10 protein-coding genes are annotated in these 18545 nt (G+C 63.2%); 4 read left to right on the top strand and 6 right to left on the bottom strand.

Annotated elements, in window-relative coordinates; genetic code table 11:
• From ACYCTF_RS11880 to ACYCTF_RS11890, 3 genes are all read right to left on the bottom strand, one after another.
• The coding region (locus ACYCTF_RS11880) for a twin-arginine translocation signal domain-containing protein (RefSeq protein WP_461284757.1) at nt 1-244 on the bottom strand (244 nt) is incomplete at its 3' end.
• A 571-nt stretch (nt 245-815) separates the two neighbouring features.
• The gene (locus ACYCTF_RS11885) at nt 816-977 is read right to left on the bottom strand and encodes a glucokinase (protein ID WP_461284940.1); all 162 of its coding nucleotides are present in this window, start codon (nt 975-977) and stop codon (nt 816-818) included.
• A gap of 254 nt (nt 978-1231) precedes the next feature.
• Nucleotides 1232-3778, bottom strand: a complete 2547-nt coding sequence (locus ACYCTF_RS11890) for a cation-translocating P-type ATPase (RefSeq protein ID WP_461284938.1) — start codon at nt 3776-3778, stop codon at nt 1232-1234.
• Between the two features lie 493 nt (nt 3779-4271).
• Here ACYCTF_RS11890 and ACYCTF_RS11895 point away from each other — a divergent pair, with 493 nt between their 5' ends.
• From ACYCTF_RS11895 to ACYCTF_RS11910, 4 genes are read left to right on the top strand one after another with little or no spacing between them, the layout of a single operon-like run.
• Nucleotides 4272-5732: an efflux transporter outer membrane subunit gene (locus tag ACYCTF_RS11895; protein ID WP_461283676.1), complete on the top strand. Its 1461-nt coding sequence runs from the start codon at nt 4272-4274 to the stop codon at nt 5730-5732.
• 1 nt (nt 5733) lies between these two features.
• Nucleotides 5734-6921 (top strand): efflux RND transporter periplasmic adaptor subunit, encoded by a 1188-nt coding sequence (locus ACYCTF_RS11900; protein WP_461283675.1) that lies wholly within the window; start codon nt 5734-5736, stop codon nt 6919-6921.
• Complete coding sequence (locus ACYCTF_RS11905) at nt 6918-10001, top strand: efflux RND transporter permease subunit (RefSeq protein ID WP_461283674.1); 3084 nt, start codon at nt 6918-6920, stop codon at nt 9999-10001. Before ACYCTF_RS11900 ends, ACYCTF_RS11905 begins: the two co-directional genes overlap by 4 nt.
• Nucleotides 10002-10004: 3 nt before the next feature.
• Nucleotides 10005-13097 carry an efflux RND transporter permease subunit gene (locus ACYCTF_RS11910; protein WP_461283673.1) on the top strand — a complete coding sequence of 1031 codons (3093 nt, stop codon included), beginning with the start codon at nt 10005-10007 and terminating at the stop codon, nt 13095-13097.
• On the opposite strand, the gene ACYCTF_RS11915 is transcribed toward ACYCTF_RS11910, so the two are convergent.
• The 3 genes from ACYCTF_RS11915 to ACYCTF_RS11925 all read right to left on the bottom strand — a co-directional run bounded on the left by ACYCTF_RS11915 (nt 13087) and on the right by ACYCTF_RS11925 (nt 17996).
• On the bottom strand, nt 13087-15468 hold the full coding sequence (locus ACYCTF_RS11915; RefSeq protein ID WP_461284941.1) for a DUF3604 domain-containing protein: 2382 nt from the start codon (nt 15466-15468) through the stop codon (nt 13087-13089). The two genes, ACYCTF_RS11910 and ACYCTF_RS11915, sit on opposite strands and share 11 nt — an antisense overlap.
• A 52-nt stretch (nt 15469-15520) precedes the next feature.
• Nucleotides 15521-16984 carry an SLC13 family permease gene (locus ACYCTF_RS11920; RefSeq protein ID WP_461283672.1) on the bottom strand — a complete coding sequence of 488 codons (1464 nt, stop codon included), beginning with the start codon at nt 16982-16984 and terminating at the stop codon, nt 15521-15523.
• Between the two features lie 220 nt (nt 16985-17204).
• The gene (locus ACYCTF_RS11925; protein ID WP_461284939.1) at nt 17205-17996 is read right to left on the bottom strand and encodes a phosphate/phosphite/phosphonate ABC transporter substrate-binding protein; all 792 of its coding nucleotides are present in this window, start codon (nt 17994-17996) and stop codon (nt 17205-17207) included.
• Between the last annotated feature and the right edge of the window lie 549 nt (nt 17997-18545).

The following is an 18545-nucleotide window of genomic DNA, read 5'->3' on the forward strand; positions in this document are numbered from 1 at the left end:
CCACTGCTCCGTTTTCGGCCTCGAGCGGCGCATGGAGGTGCAGGCCGCCCTGAACGATCGGCCGATGGCCGAAGAGTTCATGCAAGACCACCGGTATCTTCTTTTCATGGAAGATCGCCTGCGGCCAAGTCGGCCAAGTGTGGGCTAGGGCCTGGCCCGGACGCAAGAGGCCTGCGCCTGCTGCCACCGCCAGGGCCGAACCCGAGAACGCCTGTTTCAAAAAGGTTCTGCGTGGAAGGTTCACGTGAAATTTTCTCCGCGTACTTTGAGTGTGTGGGAGAGAGTCCTCCCCCCCGGGTACAGAGACGCTGGGCCCCGGGGGATTATTCCTTCGCAGCCCCCACCATGACACCCCTTTGCGAGCCGAGCCGCGCTGCCGCAAGCCCTCAAACCTTCGCGAGTGCGGGCCGACGCTTACCGTTTCGTTTCCCCTGGAGACTCCGCCGTGATCTCGGGATCCAGGATGTCCCGAGGAGCGGTTGTGTCGTCCTGGCCAAACGTCAGCCGAGGAGGCGAGACCCGCCGCCAACTCCTCAATGCACACAAACACCCTACGGGCGGCCTCCTCGGAAACTCACTTCGCAACTCCAAGAAGGTCCGGATGTGCTCCGTCTTCGCGATTGCGTGATGTGTGATATGTGCACGGCAGCGATGGCCCCTCGCGCCCAAAGCAACCGGCTCTTCTGCGCCTTCAGGGTCTTGCGGTGCGCACCCGATAAGGGCGAATCCTCCGACGTTCGTCAAAACCGCGCAAATCGGCGTTTATCTCAGCTTTGTCCGGCTAGGGATCGAAGTCAACTGCGCGTTCGGTAATCTCAGAAGTCAGAGACCGCCTCCTTAATTCCCCAGGCACCAACCTCCCATGGCAGGTTGGTGAGGCGCACGCGGCCACCGAGCACAGGCCCTGCGACATCGAAACAGGCGACGTCGACTGCGAGCGCCGCCGCTTTTGGGAAGACTGCAACGATTCCGTCCAGGCTGGCTTGTTCGACGTTACAGAAGTGCGCGCGCCAGGGGTTTGCGAAACCCCTGGTTCATTGCGAAGCCGGCCTGATCGGTCTTGGTGCCGCCGATGTCGCCGACGGGCACAGGCACGTGTTCCTGGGCTACCATGGATCCTCCCCCTGTCCGATGCGCCCGTCACCGCAATCACCCGTCGCCGGCGCTTTAGGCGCCCATTCCCTCTTCAAGACGACCAGCCCCGCCGCGACCCAAGGCGCACCGCACCGAGTCACTGCGCGCGACGCAGCATTCGCCTCCCGCACAGGCGCCGCAGCGCTTCGAGCCACACACCGATCCCCGCCAGCAGGATGGTTCCATAGACCAGCTGGACAGGCCCGATCCAGGCAAATGCCATCAGCCGGCGGAGAATTGGCACCGCCACCATCAGTATAAGCATCGCGGCCGCGGCGATGGAGACAGAAACTATCCACGGGTTGTGCGTGCCAACATGCCGGTAAAGGGGCCGCGACAGATCGCGGTTCGCAGCAATCAGAAACAGCAGTCCGAGCACAAGACCGATGAAAATAGACAGGCGGCATTGCGGCGCAGTAAGTCCCTGCCTCACCATAAACTGGTTGCCTGCAAGCAGCCACACGGCAATCCCCGCGCCCTGCACCGAGGCAAAACCGAGGCTCGATGCGCCAAACGGCGTGGCCGACAGCGGGCGTGGCGGACGCGTCATGACATCGGGATCTGCGGGCTCCGCCTCGAACACCACGGAGCAGGCGGGGTCGATCAGCAACTCGAGCAGCACGATGTGTACCGGCCGAAGCAGCGCCGGCTCGTGGACCAACACAGGAAATATCACAAGGACGATGATCGGCACATGCACTGCGAACACGAACCGAGTTGCCTTGGTGATATTGTCATAGATCCGCCGACCTTGTCGGATTGCCGCAACTATGCTTGCAAAACTGTCGTCGAGAAGAACAATATCCGCCGCTTCTCTCGCCACATCAGTACCCCTCTCGCCCATGGCCACACCCACGTCGGCCGCCTTGAGAGCGGGCGCATCATTGACTCCGTCCCCGGTCATGGCCACCACCAGGCCGCTTTCCTTCAGGCCCTGCACCAGCCGTAATTTCTGCTCCGGCTGCAGACGCGCGCAAATGTCCACATGGCTCATACGCCTGCGCAGCGCGTCGTCCGACAAGGCCGCGATCTCGGCGCCGGTGATGACATCCGGTCGATCGCTCAAGCCGACGCGAATGGCGATGGCGCGGGCTGTCACCGCATGATCCCCCGTCATCATGATGACCCGCACACCCGCCCCCCGGCACTCGGCGAGCGCCGACGGAACCGCCGCCCGTGGCGGATCCATGAAACCGACAAGCCCAATGAACGTCATGCCGAGATCGCGCTGCGTCGGCGGCCGCAGTCCACGGAGTTCGCCCTTTGCGACCCCAAGGACCCGCAATCCGCGCTCGGCCATCGCCGTCACCCGGCCGTGGATGCGCGTGACCTCGGCGGGCGGCAGATGGCACATGTCCACGACGGCCTCGGGCGCCCCCTTTGTCGCCAGCACCTGCACGCCATCATCCCGGACATAGACATGCGTCATCGCCAGCATGGCCGGTGATATGTCGTATACGTATTCATGGGTCAGTTTCGCGTGCGAGCCCGGGCCCCAACGCCGCGCGAACTGGCAAATGGCGCGCTCCATGCGATCGAAAGGATCAGCGGGCGTGGCCAGACGCATGGTGTCGATGAGCACGCTAAACAGGGCGGGTGGCGTCACATCGCCGTCTACGCGGAAATCAGTGTCCGCAACGGATAGTTGCGCTATCTCCATGCGGTTTTCCGTGAGCGTGCCGGTCTTGTCGACCGCCAGCACGCCGATGGCGCCGAGTGTTTCCACGGCCATGACCCGCTGGGTAAGGACCTTTTGCTGTGACAGGCGCCAGGCCCCCAAGGCGCGGAACACCGTGAGGACGACCGGAATCTCCTGGGGCAGGATCGCCATTGCCAGCGCAATGCCAGACAGCAGACTGTCGAGAAATGTTTGGCCGCCCCAGAGCCAGCTCAACAGAATCTGGGCCGCCGCCAGTGAAAGTCCCACGACCGTCAAGTCACGAATCAGTCGGCGCGAGGCGCGCTGCAGGCCCGATGGCCGCTCCCGCGTCTTAGCGAGCGACTGACCGATACGTCCGATGGCGGTGGTGGTGGCGATGGCGCGTACAACCGCAAACCCCTGACCCTTCGTCACGACTGTGCCAGCAAACAGGGAAGCCGCGTTCTCGCCGCCCGGCAAGCCCAAGCTCGCGTCGGCGGGCCCCGGCCATTTGTCGACGGGCACCGATTCGCCCGTCAGGAGCGACTCGTCCACGGCGAGACGGCCCTCGAGCAGTAGCGCGTCCGCCGACACGCGATCCCCCTCGCGCAGCATCAGCACATCGCCACGCACCACTTCGCGCGCCGGAACGTAAAACTCGCCCCCATCGCGAATGACGCGCGCGCGGGGAGCGGACAGATCCCGCAGGGCCTCAAGCGCACGCTCGGTCTTGCGCTCCTGGGCCACCGTGGTGGCGATGACGATAAACACGAAGCCAAGCAGGAAGAGCGCCTCGGCGCGGTCGCCCAGCGCGAGATAGACGGCTCCGGCCACGAGCAGCATCTGGAACATGGGCTCCGCGATCACACCCACCGCGAGCGCCCACAGCGGCTTGGGACTGCTGCCCGGGAGGATATTGTCGCCTTCCTCGCGGCGACGGCGCAGCGCCTCCTCCGGACTCAGCGCAAGATCTCTCGCTCCCCCATTGGGCCTGTTTGCGGGCACCACCGGCTCCTTGCTTCTAGAACCTCGCGGGCATGCCTCTCATGCGGCCCACCCGCGCCGCCGCGGCCGCCGGTCCTTTTGTTCCCGACACTATGACAGAGGCGGCACGGACACAACCGACCAAGGTCGATGCCCGCCACACCGTATCCCTATGATCAGGTGCCACGCTGGCTTCCCCTGTGTCACAGTAGTTGCCGGTGTGCCAAGAAGTCGCTCTCTTGGGGAATAAGGAGCGACTTCTTGGCACACCGGCAACTGCCTTGACACGCACCGGCTGCCATAAGGGCGTCAATATTCTCCTTTGTGAAGCACCTGGGACAGGTGAAACGGATACCCCCAACCCCCGGGAATGCGATAACAAGATACCGCTTAGCAAAAGACGCGGCGCCCTGTACAGTTATGTCCCGTGAACACACCTCAAACCGAGACGCTCGCGTCTGCAACCGGCGACCTCTGTGGGCCGCGGGCCCTCAAGGCCTGCGCGACACGCTAGATGCGAACCTCCTTTTGTCACCGGCAGCCCCGACGCGCCGGGCAAACCCCTCTCCTCGCCCTAGTACTGCTCCTCTCGGGCTGCGCCGTGGGGCCCGCCTTCCATGCGCCCAAGCTTGCCAACCCGGCACGCTTCGTAAGCGCCCCGCAGAATGCGCCCCCCCGTTGGCCCAGCGCCACATGGTGGCGGGGCTTCGGCTCCGCGCCGCTCGACCACTTCATCAGTGAGGCCGAGCGTCACAACTTCAGTATCCGGGTGGCAGCGGCCGAACTCGAAGCCGCCAACGCCAATGCCGAGGTCGCAGGCGCCCCCCTGTTGCCGGCCGTGAATGCGACGGGCAACGCGCAGTGGCAAAGGATCCCTCATCCGGGCGCTGCGGCAGGTGCTTTTGCCACAGGTGGCCACACCCCGAGCCCCCTCTATGGCGCGTCGGCGCAAATCTCCTACATGGTCGACCTCTGGGGGAAAAACCGCGACGCCTTGCGCCAAGCGCTCGCCGACGCGCAGGCCTCGCGTTTCAACCGTGACGCCGTGGCCTTGACCGAAGTGACCGCGGTCGCAACCACCTGGTTTCAGATCCTCGCTGACCGTGACGCCCTTGCCATAGGCTTGCGCAACTTAACGGCTGCCACCACGCTGCTCACCCAACTCAAGGCCGAGTTCGCCGCCGGCACCGTCGACGCCGTGACGGTCGCCCAGCAAAGCGCCCTGGTGGCCTCGGAGCGCGCCAATATCCCGGTCCTGCGCTCGCAACTGCGTCAAGAGACCCTGAGCCTCGGCATCCTCATAGGCCGCGCGCCTGAATCCCTCACCATCCCACAGGAAACCATCGCGTCGCTTAAAGTTCCGCGTCTCATACCGGGGCTCCCCTCGAGCCTTGTACGCCGGCGCCCCGACATTGCCCAGGCGCAAGCCAACCTCATAGCCGCTAATGCCGGCGTTCGGGCGGCGATCGCGAGCTTCTTCCCCTCCATCACCTTGACGGGCTCCGCCAATGAAAGCAGCGCCGCCCTCGATACCCTGCTTGCGCCTGGGTCGCTCCTACTGAATGCCGCCGCTTCCGCAACCCAGCCCCTCTTCGAAGGTGGTCGCCTAACGGGCAACCTCGCAGTATCGCGCGCCGTCTACGAAGAGGATGTAGCGACTTACGAGGAGACGGTGATCCGCGCCTTCACAGACGTCGAGACATCCTTGACGGCGCTGCACTACGCCACCATACAAGAGCGCCGCGAGGCGGAGGCGGTGCGTGAGGCGCACCGCGCCCTGGCCGCGGTGCGCGCACAACTAAATGCCGGCATCGTGGACGTAAGCGCGGTACTCACCGCCGAAGAGACGCTCCTGGGCGACGAGAACAACTACACACAAGCGGAGCTCACACGGCTCGACGCCGCAATCCACCTCTACCAAGCCCTCGGTGGCGGTTGGCATCTGCGCCGGCCGCTGGGCCGAACAGGAAGCTGACATGTCACGTCGTCGACGCATCATCCTCGTTCCCGTGTTCCTCCTGGGCGTCCTGCTTATCGTCCGGCTCGTGGAGCGACCGCATAAGGCTCATACCACGCCACCTGTGATTCCCGTGCGCGTGGCGCCGGTCAAAACCGCGGATATCCCGATCACCGTGCGCGCGCTCGGTCTTGTCCAAGCCTATCGCACCGTCACGATCCAGCCCATGATCACAGGACCTCTACAGGCCGTGGATTTCCGGCAAGGTAGCTTCGTGCACCGCGGCGCCCTGCTCGCGCGCATCGACCCGCGCCCCTATGAGGCAGCGCTCGCCCAAGCCCGGGCCCGGCGCGACCAAGACCTGGCGCTGCTCGCGGTCGCACGCGATACCCTGAAGCGCTATGAGCTTCTGATCACGCATCACTACATATCCGCCGAGATCGTGGCGCAACAAAAGGCCACGGTCGCCGAGGACCGTGCGATCGTGGCGCAAGATGACGCGGCGATTGAAACCGCCCGCACTAACCTAAGCTACACCCGCATCAAGGCCCCAATCACTGGACGCACGGGCATTCTTGCCGTCAACGCCGGCAATATCGTAAGCCCCGCGACCCCCGGCGGCATCGTCACAATTACCACCCTGCAACCGATCTATGTCCTTTTTAGCCTCCCCCAGCAAGACCTTCCCGAGGTCATGCAGGCGCTGCACACCCGGGGGCAAAACGTGACGGCGTTTGTGCGCAAGGACGGGCGCCGCGTCGTGGCCGCGCGCGGCGTGCTTGCGGTCCTCGACAACGTCATCAACCAGTCCACCGGCACTCTCACCCTGAAGGCGCGCTTCAAGAACCCATCATTCGCCCTCTGGCCCGGGGCCTTCGTGAACGTGCGCCTGCAAGTACGCACCGAACGGCACGCCCTGGTCGTGCCTTCAGTGGCGATCCGCCAGGGCCCTGAGGGCTCGTTCGTCTATGTCGTGCGCAAGGGGCGCGCGAAGAAGAAGGCCGGCGGCTCAAGCGTCCCCGTCACGCGCGTAGCCCCGGTCCCGGTCAAACTCGGCTTTGCCGACCAGGAACTCACGGTGGTGCGCGCCGGGCTGCGCGCAGGCGAGCAAGTCGTAGTCTTGGGAGGCTCGCGCCTACACCCTGGGGCGCACATCCAGATCCTGCCCACACCACTCCAAAACACGCGAACGACTGGCCACCCGTGAACATTTCGCGCCCCTTCATCACGCGTCCGATCGCCACCACCCTCCTCGCCGTGGCCTTGGTGCTGGCCGGGCTCTTGGGTTACCGCGCGCTGCCAGTCGCGTCTCTGCCGTCCGTGGCCTTCCCCACAATCCTAGTCACGACTCGCCTGCCAGGCGCCAACGCCGACACCATTTCCCGCCTCATCACAGCCCCCCTCGAGCGCCAGCTCGGGGACATCGCGGGGCTTGCGGCTATGAGCTCAGTGAGTTCCTACGGCATGAGCGCCATCACCCTGCGCTTCGACCTTCGCGAGCCGCTCGCCACCGCCGCCCAAGCGGTCCAGGCGGCGATCAATGCGGCCGCCGCGACCCTGCCGCCGAACATCCCCTATCCGCCGGTCTATACCGAGGTAAACCCGGCAGACGCGCCAATCGCCATTATCGCCCTGACATCGCGCACCGCACCCCTTTACGCGCTCGCCAACGCCGCCAATACGCTGATCGCCCCGCGTCTGAGTGAAGTCTCGGGCGTGGGACGGGTACGTGTCCAAGGCGGGATGAAAAAGGCCATACGCGTCAACGTGGATCCCCAGCGCCTCGCCGCCTACGGTCTGTCCCTGGAGGCGGTGCGCACGGCGATCGGGAACGCCAATCAAAATGGGCCCAAAGGGGGACTCGAGGGACGCAGACAGGCCTTCGCCATCGGGGCCTCTGATCAGATCCACACCGCCCGTGACTTTCGTGACATTGTGGTCGCCTCCGTCGGCGGCGCACCCGTCACCTTGGGCGACGTGGGCACGGTCGGGTCGGGCCTCGAAAACTCGGCCGTGACCACGACCTACAACGGCGTACCGGCGGTGCTGCTCTCCATAGACCGGGAACCGGGCGCCAACATCGTACGCACCGTGGCCCGTGTCGAGGCGAGCCTGAAGGGCCTCTCCCAGGCGCTCCCGGCTGGCACCAAGCTCTCGGTGGTGGCCAATCGCACAATTGCGATCAAGGCCTCGGTGGCGGATGTCGAGCTCACACTTGTCACTTCGGTCATCCTCGTCATCCTCGTCATATTCGTGTTTCTGCCTACATGGCGGGCAGCGCTAGTGCCCGCAGTCGCCCTGCCCCTTTCGCTGATCGGCACCTTCGCGGCCATGCACGCACTCGACTTCAGCCTCGATAATCTGTCGCTCATGGCGCTCACCGTGGCCTCCGGCTTCGTCGTGGATGACGCCATCGTCATGATCGAAAACATCGTGCGTTTCCTGGAGGCCGGAGCCAAGCCGCTCGCCGCGGCCCTCGAGGGCGCTCGCCAGATCGGCTTTACAATCATCTCGCTCACTGTGTCGCTCATCGCAGTCTTCATCCCGCTACTCTTCATGCCGGGCCTCGTGGGCCGGCTATTTCGAGAATTCTCCCTGACGCTTTCGGTCGCCGTGGCCCTCTCGGCGCTCATTTCGCTTACGCTCACCCCCATGATGTGCGCCCATCTCTTGCGACCGACCGCCGCACAGCGTTCCGTCGTGGCGCGCACGATCGATGATCTCTGGGTGCGCTTGCGAGAACGTTACCGTCGCGCGCTCCTTTCGGTGTTGCGCCACCGGAGTCTGGTCTTGCTGCTCTTTGGCGCGACACTCGCAGGCACCTTGGCGCTCTTTCTGGCGATCCCCAAGGGCCTCTTGCCGCGCCAAGACACAAGCGAGATCGCAGTCACCACCCATGCCCGCGCTGACATATCCCTGCGCGCGTTCGCGCGCCGCCAAGCGCAGGCCGTGGCCCGCATCCTGCGCGATCCGGCCGTGGCCGGGGTTACCTCCTACATCGGCACCGGGCTTACCAACCCGACACCCAACATAGGGCACCTCACGATCGTCCTAAAGCCCATCGGTACGCGTCCGGCCCTGCCAGTGGTGGAGGCAGGCTTAGCGCGCGTGCTGCGGACCATCCCGGGCCTTAGCGCTGACTTGCGACCAGTGCAGGACGTCACTCTCTCCTCGCGGCCGTCGCCGACCGACTATCAATACACGCTCACAAGCACGGACCCCCAGGCGCTTACCCGCTTTTCGAGGGCGCTCGTGCAGCGCTTGCGGCATGACACGAAACTGCGTCACGTCACAGCCGACACCGAGAACACAGGGCGCGAGACCTTTGTACATATCATGCGGGCCCGCGCCGCGTCGCTCGGCGTTACCGTGCAGGCAGTGACGAATACCCTCTACGACGCCTATGGACAGCGCCAGGTATCAACCATTTACACACAAAACAATCAGTACCGCGTGGTATTGGGTGTGGCACCGCGGTTTCGCCAAAGCGTAGCGGGGCTGGGCTCGCTTTACGTTCCTGGGATCGGCAATGCCCAGATCCCGCTCGCCGAGATCGCCCGCATCGATATCCGCCCCGCGCCGCTTGCCATCACGCAAGAAAACCAGATCCCGTCGGTGGCCATAGGCTTCGACCTTGCGCACCGCGTGCCACTCGAGACGGCCGAACGGTCCATAGCACGCGCTGAACATGGGCTACGGAAACCTCTCTGGGTCCATGGGAGCTACGCAGGGGCGGCCGCGCGGTTTCAGTCCGCGCTCGCGCGCGAACCTTGGCTCATCATGGCGACCCTGGTCGTGATCTATATCGTTCTTGGGGTTCTCTACGAAAGCGCGATCCATCCATTGACCATTTTGTCGACTTTGCCATCAGCCGGCGTCGGGGCCCTTGCCGCGCTCTACTTCACCCATACCGAATTTACCATCGTAGCTTTAGTCGGCATCGTACTGCTCATGGGTATCGTGAAAAAAAACGGCATCATGATGGTAGATTTTGCGATCGAGGCGCAGCGCCGTGGACTCGCACCCCTTGACGCCATCGTCGAGGCCTCAGTGCTGCGCCTGCGTCCCATCATCATGACCACGTTCGCAGCGCTCCTCGGTGCGGTACCACTCATCCTCGAAGGAGGCGCAGGGGCGGAGCTTCGCGGCCCCCTTGGCATCACGATCATAGGCGGTCTCCTGGTAAGCCAACCGCTCACACTGTTCACGACACCGGTCATCTACCTCACCTTGGATCGCTTTCGTAGGCCCGACTGGCTCGGGATAGCGCCCGCGCTTGAGGACTGAGGCATGAACGTCTCCGCGCCCTTCATCAAGCGCCCCATCGGGACCATCCTCATTGCCCTTGGCCTCCTGATCAGCGGCATCGTCGCCGATCGCATGCTGCCTGTGGCGGCGGTCCCGAACATCCCGCTGCCCGCCTTCGTCGTGCTCGCCAATGAACCGGGCGCCAACCCCCAGACGATGGCAAGCACCGTGGCCGCCCCCCTAGAGCGACAACTGGGCAAGATTCCCGGTCTCGACCAGATGCTGTCGTTCAATTCGATCGGTGCAAGCAATGTCGTGCTGTTCTTCTCGCGCATCGGCGGCGCCGCCCAAGATGCGGCCGCCATTCAGGCGGGCATCAACGCGGCCCTGCCGGATTTGCCCGCAAACCTGCCCTCGCGCCCCTTTTACAAGGAGTTCAATCCCGCCTCGCGGCCCATCTTGACGATGGCCCTCACCTCGCGCACGCGGCGGCCGGGAGCGGTCTACGACGCGGCTGATACGATACTTGCCGAGACCCTTGCGCAAGTCCCGGGCGTAGCCCTCGTGCAACTAAACGGCGCCCAATCGCCTGCGGTCCGGATTGATGCACACCCTCGCGCGCTCGCCCGCGCAGGACTCACCGTCCAAGACATCTATACGGCGGTCCGGGATGCCAATGTGTTAAGCCCGCTCGGCGAATTTCGCGGCCCGCATCGAGACACGGTGCTGGCCACCAACGGCCAGCTGCATACGGCCCGCGCGTATCGACGCCTCGTCCTCAAAGCCCACGCGGGGGCCTTTGTCCGCCTGGGCAATGTCGCCACGGTCTCGACCGGCGTGGCTAACACCAACCTCGCGGCGTGGGATGGGGCGCGGCCAGCGGTCCTTGTGACCATTACCAAGACCCCCGAGGCGAATGTCATAGCGACCATCGCTGCCATCAAAAAACGCCTTCCCGCGATCCGCCAGGCGCTCCCTCCCGACGTCAATCTCCATATATTGACCGACCGCACCACGACCATACGCGCCAGCATCCACGACATCGAAATCACGCTCTTGATCACTGTGGTGCTTGTGCTCGCCGTGGTATGGGGATTCATGGGGCACGCCGCGCCCACAGTCGCCGCCGGCGTGACCGTGCCGCTATCGATCGCGGGCACCCTGGCGGGGATGTGGGCGTTTGGATTTTCGCTCGACAACTTCTCGCTTATGGCGCTCACCATCTCCGTGGGTTTTGTGGTCGACGACGCCATCGTCATGATCGAGAACATCATGACCCAGATCGAATCCGGCTACCCGCCCCTGGAAGCGGCCCTGCGGGGCTCGCGCCAGATCGGGTTTACCGTGATGTCCATCACCCTGTCCTTGATCGCGGTCTTCATTCCCTTGACGCTCATGCCCGGGATCGTGGGGCAGTTCTTTCATGAATTCGCCGTGACGCTCACCCTTGCGATCGCTGTATCGGCGCTGGTCTCGCTCACCGTCACCCCTATGATCTGCGCCCACTTCATGGGACGCACCAACACCGCGCCACCCCTGGGCTCGCTCGCGGCACGGCTAGCCTCAGCCTACCGGGGCACTCTGAGCGCCTATGAGCGCTCCCTCGATTGGTCCCTGCGCCACCGCCGCCTCATGCTGTTCTTGACCTTCGCCACAGTGGTGATCACAGTCGCGCTCTACACGCGTGTGCCGAAAAGCTTCTTGCCCGAGGAAGACACGGGGCTTGTCATCGGCAATACCGTCGCTGGCGCCGATGTGTCCTTTGCGCGTATGAAGACCTTGCAGCGCCGGGTCGTCGCGGTACTCCTTCAGGATCGCGATGTCGCCACGGTGAGTTCAAGTATCGGCGTCGTCAATGGATTCACGTCACCCAACCGCGGCAAGCTTTTCATAGGACTCAAGCCGCGCGATCAGAGGAGCCTTTCGGCGCGCGCCGTGCTCGCGCAGCTTGCGCCTAAGCTGAAGCGCATAACGGGCATCCAGACCTACCTGCAGGTAGCGCAGGACATCTTCCTCGGGGGCCGGCCCGCAAACGGGCAATACCAGTTCACGATCCTCGACCCCTCGCTGGAATCGCTTGGCCTCGTCGCCCACGAAATCGAGCAGCGGATCGCCCATCTCCCTGGCATCCGCGCCGCGTCCTCCGACCAGGATAAGCCCGAGCCACAGATCACAGTTGCCATTGACCGCAAACGCGCGGCGCGCCTGGGGGTATCGGTGGCCGCCGTCGACGACACTTTGAATAATGCCTATGCGCAACGCCAAGCGAGCCGTATCTACGATGCACGCAACCAGTATCAGGTCGTCTTGAAGGTTCCACCCGGGCTCGCCGCATCCCCCAATCAGCTCGATCACCTTTACGTTGCCGGAACGAATGGACCTGTGCTGCTGCCTGCGATCGCACGCTTCATTCGCACGGCCGTGCCCCTGTCGGTCCGCCACGACGACGGTATGCCGGCGGCCAGCATAAGTTTCAATCTAGCGCGCGGTGCCGTCCTGGGTCCTGTGGTGACAGAGATACAAAAGGCCGTGGCGGCCATGCCGCTGCCTGCGGGCGTGCGCGTACGTTTTGGGAGCAATGCCAAGTTCTTCTTGAAGTCGATCAAGGCAGAGCCGCTCTTGATCCTTGCGGCCTTGGCCACGATCTACATCGTCCTTGGGGTGCTCTATGAGAGCCTGGCTCAGCCCCTGACGATCCTCTCGACTCTCCCCTCAGCGGGCGTGGGCGCGCTGCTCGCACTCGAACTCACCGGCATCCCGCTGTCGCTGCTTGCGATCATCGGGATCTTCCTGCTGATGGGTATTGTGAAGAAAAACGGCATCATGCTGGTCGATTTCGCGCTCGAGGCGGAACGAACCCAAGGGCTGAGCCACGAGCAGGCCATCCGTGCGGCGTGCTTGAAGCGCTTCCGCCCCATACTGATGACCACCCTCGCGGCACTGCTCGGCGCCCTCCCTCTGGCGCTTGCCTTCGGCACCGGCCACCACTTACGGCAACCGATCGGCGTCACCGTCATAGGAGGACTGCTCGTATCCCAGGCCTTGACCTTGTACACAACACCGGTCGTCTACTTGGCGCTCGCCCGCCGCCGCAAGCAACAGGCTCCTGCAACGGCGCGCCCCGTCAGTTCGTGAAAGTTATGAAGAGCGCCGATGTCCAAACCTTGGCATCATCGATCTGCCGGCCGACGAAGTACACGGGCCTGAACCCGTGCGGACCATTCTCGGGGCTCACGGTGATCCGCCCAGAGACCTCACGCGGCGGCGCCTGCTCGCTCATGCGCTCCCAGGCCAGGAACATCTCGACCCCAGGCAGGGTGTGGCGCAAAGCCGCCTCGCGCAACAGATCTTCCCCCTTTACCTCCCAGCTAAAGCTAGGACAGGGCTCAAAGGGATTGCCTTCACGAACGTCGCCCACCTTGACGTAGCCGTCTATCGTCCCTTCGATGCGTAAGGTGGCCGAAGCCCAATCCGTGCAATCGATCTCGATGGCGTCGGCGTCGCCATAGGTTTCACTCCGAAAACCAATCTGGGTCGCACCTTCGCGCCAACAAGCCTCCTCTTTATGCTCGAAGCCGCGCGCCGTAAAGCTATGGATGACCGCGCCCTTCAGTGTGATCGTTCCGCGCCATGCCGCCGCCCGGTAGCGATCTTTGATGCGCGCCCCACCCCAGCGGATGCGGATCTTGCGCGGCGAGTAACCAAGCTCCTCCTGGAGATTGCGGCGCCAGAACAGGCCCGTGTGATCGTAGGCGGCGATCTCGTCCCAACCTGCGTCCCCGAGAAACCGGTAATCGACGAGCGCGGGCCCCTTGTTCTTAAGCTCGTCGCCCTGGATAGACGCGCCGCAACGGCTCAAGCCCACGGTGCGCTCCCCCGTGGTCGCAAAGGTATGGCGCGCGCGTAGTGCCCGGCCTATAGCCTGGCGCGTCAGGGCTTGGGCCACCACGCCCGCAAGGCCCCCCTTGGTCCCGAACACCGCGGTGCCCGGCACGCCACCTCCGCACCGCCCCCGATGTTCATCGCCCGCCATGGACGCCCCGATCTTATAGCCACGCTCCATGGCCTCTTGGTACAACCAGCCAAAATGCCCCCACGACGAACCGATCTCGACCAAACGCTCCAACGCCGGATGGTGCCAGTCCAAGACACAGCGTCGGCCACCCACGTGCGGGATCAGCAGGTGACCCTCGGAATCCGCCGCATAGGCCGCCCACAACTCCTCAAGCGGCCATGCCCCAGGCTCGATGTGCGCGCCGGCACCCATGTCCTCGTTCCACTCAAAAGCGCGCACATGCTCCCCGGACTTCAGGTAGGGAAACTCCGGGGTCCGTCCATGGAGATAGACCACATTATGATCTCCTCCCGCGCAGGAACTGCCGCACCACTCAACGCCCGGATACGCGACAAAGGCGCCATCGACATTAATGGTGTCGATCTGCCGCACGGTCTCATCCCACCGGTCTTTCGTGATATTAAAGTCGTTGTGCGCAAAGGCCAGAACATCGAGCCCCGACACGTCGCGCCCATAGGCGAGGTTATAGCTCGTGCTATTGGTCCCTATCGTATCCTCCGAATGCACATGCAGATCGGCGTAGTACATGCGCTCGCAAGCGAGGTCTTTATCCACGGCGAGATAGCTCTCGGCGCTCGCGACAGCGGGCTGCCCCGCGAGACTTGCGGTCACGATGAGCTCGCCCGCCGCATCCGTCGGAAGATCATCCAGAGTCACCACCGACCATCCGTGCGCAGGGAACACCACCTCGCCTCCGTGGACCTTCCGATCTGCGCGTGTGGCCGCAATATTCAGCGCATAGGGCTTGTCGCGGCAGGTATTACCCCACGCGTCCTCGGCCCGTAGCCGCATAACGGCGCGCGCACCTAAGCGTACCAAGCGTGGACCCGTGAAAACTAGGCGCGAGACCTCTCCCGGGACGATCTGCAGGATCACATCGTTTGGAATCGCGGCGAAGCGCGATGTCCCCAAGGGATCGACATAACACCGTATACGGAAATTTTCCTCAACGAAGGTTTGACTCCGGGTGCCCGGGCCGCCGTAGCGCCGGTCCCCGATGCGTACGATGATGTGATCACCGGCCTTTAGGTAACCGTCGACCGTATCCACGATGATGGCCTTCTGAAACGGCCGCTCATGGCCTTTCTGGTCGAACCGCACCTTGAGTGCCTGCACGGTGGCCGGGCTCTGCCCTGAAACCAAAGGGCCCGCCTGATATTCGGCGCTCACATAGTCCGCACCACAGGGGTCGGTGGTCTGAAAGAGCGCCCAATCGGAATAAAACCGGAAGGTCGCCTTGAAGACCGAGCCATCCGCCATACCCGCCGCACCGAGCTCGTAATCGAGCACGATCTCGGTCCATGCGCCCGCCTCAAGAACAGACGCGTTGCAGCGCACGCTCCCCAAAAACGGCGTCTCCTTCAGCTGCTCGTACAGTCCGCGGGGCGCCACATAGCTACCCAATTTGCGCGAAAGTTCTAGTTCCGTCATCTTCTTCACGACCCATCCCCTCACTTATATAAACCGTATTCCCACTCTGGCCCTACAAGGGCAGTCCTATGGCCGCGAGCCATAGCGGTTGTATCAAAATCACATAAAGATTGGCCACGATCGACAGCGGCACCCCAAACTTGATGGCCTCCCACCCAGATGTCTCGGAGGCGCTCCAGGCGATCAGGAAGGCGGTAATGGAGATCGGCAGAAAAAACGCGTATTGCAGGCAGTTGGTTATGATAAGTGAAAACGGCAGGACCGGGACGTGCAAGGCGTGCGCCAGGCCCGCCGACAGCGGTATGAAAGCGGCCCCCGCCGCGACCGCACTTACGATGCCGGCGCGCGCGATCTGAAATCCAAACACGAGCAGGATCAACACCACAAGAAAGGGAAGATGGCTGCCTTCGATCAAACCCACCACGCCATGCGACATCCAGGTCACCGTGCCCGCCTTATAAAGCGCCGTGCCAAGTGAGATCGCGCCCCCGAGGAGCATCAGGATATCCCATAGCATATGTTTGTTGACTTCCTGGAAACCCACGCCACTCCACGGCACAAACAAGAGCGAAGCCGCGAGGAGCGCCGTCATGCCCGGAGGGATCCATCCGCCTATCCAGAGCGTCATGCCAAGCGCAAGGCAAAAAAGCGTCCATATCTCGGTATGCGTGATGCGCCCCAGATCCTCCTTCATCTTGGCAAGCCCCGCCTCCGCCCCGGGGATATCAAGACCACCTAGGCGAAAATAGGCGATCACATAGAAATAGGTAATGGGTATAAGCCCCCAGAGCGGCAGATTGAGCCACGCCCAGCGCGCCCACGAGATCGTTATGCCATCTGTACTTTTCAGATAGGCTGCGAGCATCAGATTCGGAAACGCGCTCGTCAGCATGAGAGGGCCTATGAACAGCGGCAGGAGGCCCGCAATCAGATACATGACCGCCGTGTTAATACGTCGCGACTCGGGCAGCGATTCCTTGCCGGCCATGAAGGACGAAACACCCTTGCACATCGGCAGAAAGAGCGCGCATTCGTTTACGACCGGAAGAAAGGGCTTGGTTGCCACCTCGGCCAAGGTGAGCCCAAGCAAAACGCGCGTTGCGCGACTCGAGCGCATGGCCGTGGCCACGGTGAGCGTGATGCGCCTCCCCAAGGGCGTGCTCATCATCACAGCGGCGATGATAAAGGCCCCCGCGGCAAGGAAAAAAATATCCCCATTGAATCCCCCAAAGGCAGGCTTCACCTTCATGCCAGCCATAAGGACGAGCAGCAGAGGGGATGCCAGACCCACGAGCGCCTTCGGCAGGGCGTTCGTGACCATGCACACGATAAACCACAGAAACACCCCGAGCACCGCCTGACCCGGCCGCGTAAGCCCGTGCAGAAGGGGCCCAAACCGCAGAATAAACAAGACGAGGAACGCACCCGCGAGACCCAGCGCCCTTCGGCCTTTATGCCCCTCGGTGCCCTCCGATCCCCCAACCAACGTCGCTTCTCCCTCGACAACCGTAGCCATAGCTCACTCCCTTGTGCTGGATCGCGTCCCTGGTCAGGCCTAGACACCACGCGTCAGGCCCACCCGTCTTTATAAGCGCGTTATTATTTTCGAACTTTTTGGACATCCATAGCCGGAACGAGCAGATCACTCACCTTACCCCATTCGGCCCTCGGCGCCAACGCGCGTTCTGCACGCGCGGCGCCAGAGTTTCATCCTCGCCCTTCCGGACGGCCGCGTCTCAACGTTGGGCTATGCCCACTTGGCCGCCGCCGCTGAAATACAAGGTGTTATTCAAAAGGTGAGAGAGGCCGGCGTAATCGCGCCGATTGGCCGGGACGAACCGCCCAGCCCCGTAGGCATGTCGAAGAGTGCGCGTAGCCGCCTGCCCGGCCGGTGACAAGAGCGCCGCACGGATGCGCGCCTGCACCCCAGCCGGCACGCGGGGCCCGGCTGATATGGCCTGATTGGGATAGACCGGTGTCCGATAGAGCGTGCGCACAGTATGCCGCCCCTTCTCGTAAAGCTTGAGGTTGGCGATCGGCAGCACGGTCGCCCCGCAGCGCTTATCCATGAGGCCTTTGTAGGCCGCGGGCCATCCATGCACCACGACCAGATAGGGTTGGCGCGTTATGTAGGAAAACTGACTCAACAGCGACAGCGTGCCGAGATTCGGTGGTGAATTCGCGCAGACCGGCTGCCCCGCAAGCTGCGACAGTTTCGTGAACCGTTCGCCGCGACGCACCACGACTGCAAACACGAACGGCTCTGGGAGTCGCACCAGAGGCATGTCGCCCAGATAGCGGTCGCGCCAGCTCGTGAAATGGGGCCCGTCGAAAACGATGTCGTACTTCCCCTCCGTCATCGCTCGGCTATAAGTGAGCCAGTTGCCCGGCTCACGATACACGATCTTGTGCCCTGCCGCGTGACTTAGAAAACGGGCGATAGGCGCATACATTGCCTCTTGCTGCGCGCGCGTTCCCCGCGGCGGCGCGGTGAAAATCCAGGGTTTGCGATAGCCTCCTGCCGTCAAGCGCCCGCTCGACCCTCCAAGTGCCCCCGGCGGGGCACCCAGATAAGAAACGTCAAGCGTCCCGGGTCTCGCCATTGCCGGGTTTATCGCCAGAAGGGACATTGCCGATATAATAAAACTGGATATAACCTGGACCCTCATACACTTTCTCCCTGGGAAAAACACGCCATACTCCTATTATTGTGCTGATCTCATTACAAAGATGGAATGTTGCATGCGTCGACTATCTAAACATACCACTTTTCCACTCTAGACGAATATATTCCAGCCGCCTCGCGCAACAGATGAGCGGGCGCCGAGTGGCGACAAGCGGCACAAAACCCGGATCCGGGTCGATCGGCACAAGACCGTATCCAGATGCCGTCGCCCAGCGCCACCCACACCATAAGCCTGCACTAATGGAAATAAAGCCCCCCCCTTAAGAGACATGTTGGGTTCTCCTAGGGCGCGGAAGGAAGGCATCGGGCGAGCAAAGGGCGGCGCCCCCACCTCCCATACTCTTAAGGCGCGTCATCAGCGACCACTGTTCGGGCAATGAAGGGGGTGGAC

This window comes from Acidiferrobacter sp. (genome assembly GCF_054609335.1).

Coding starts and splice junctions, on each gene's coding strand:
- ACYCTF_RS11895 (WP_461283676.1), top strand. CDS start 4,272: ATGCGAACCTCCTTTTGTCACCGGCAGCCCCGACGCGCCGGGCAAACC.
- ACYCTF_RS11915 (WP_461284941.1), bottom strand. CDS start 15,468: ATGACGGAACTAGAACTTTCGCGCAAATTGGGTAGCTATGTGGCGCCC.
- ACYCTF_RS11910 (WP_461283673.1), top strand. CDS start 10,005: ATGAACGTCTCCGCGCCCTTCATCAAGCGCCCCATCGGGACCATCCTC.
- ACYCTF_RS11920 (WP_461283672.1), bottom strand. CDS start 16,984: ATGGCTACGGTTGTCGAGGGAGAAGCGACGTTGGTTGGGGGATCGGAG.
- ACYCTF_RS11900 (WP_461283675.1), top strand. CDS start 5,734: ATGTCACGTCGTCGACGCATCATCCTCGTTCCCGTGTTCCTCCTGGGC.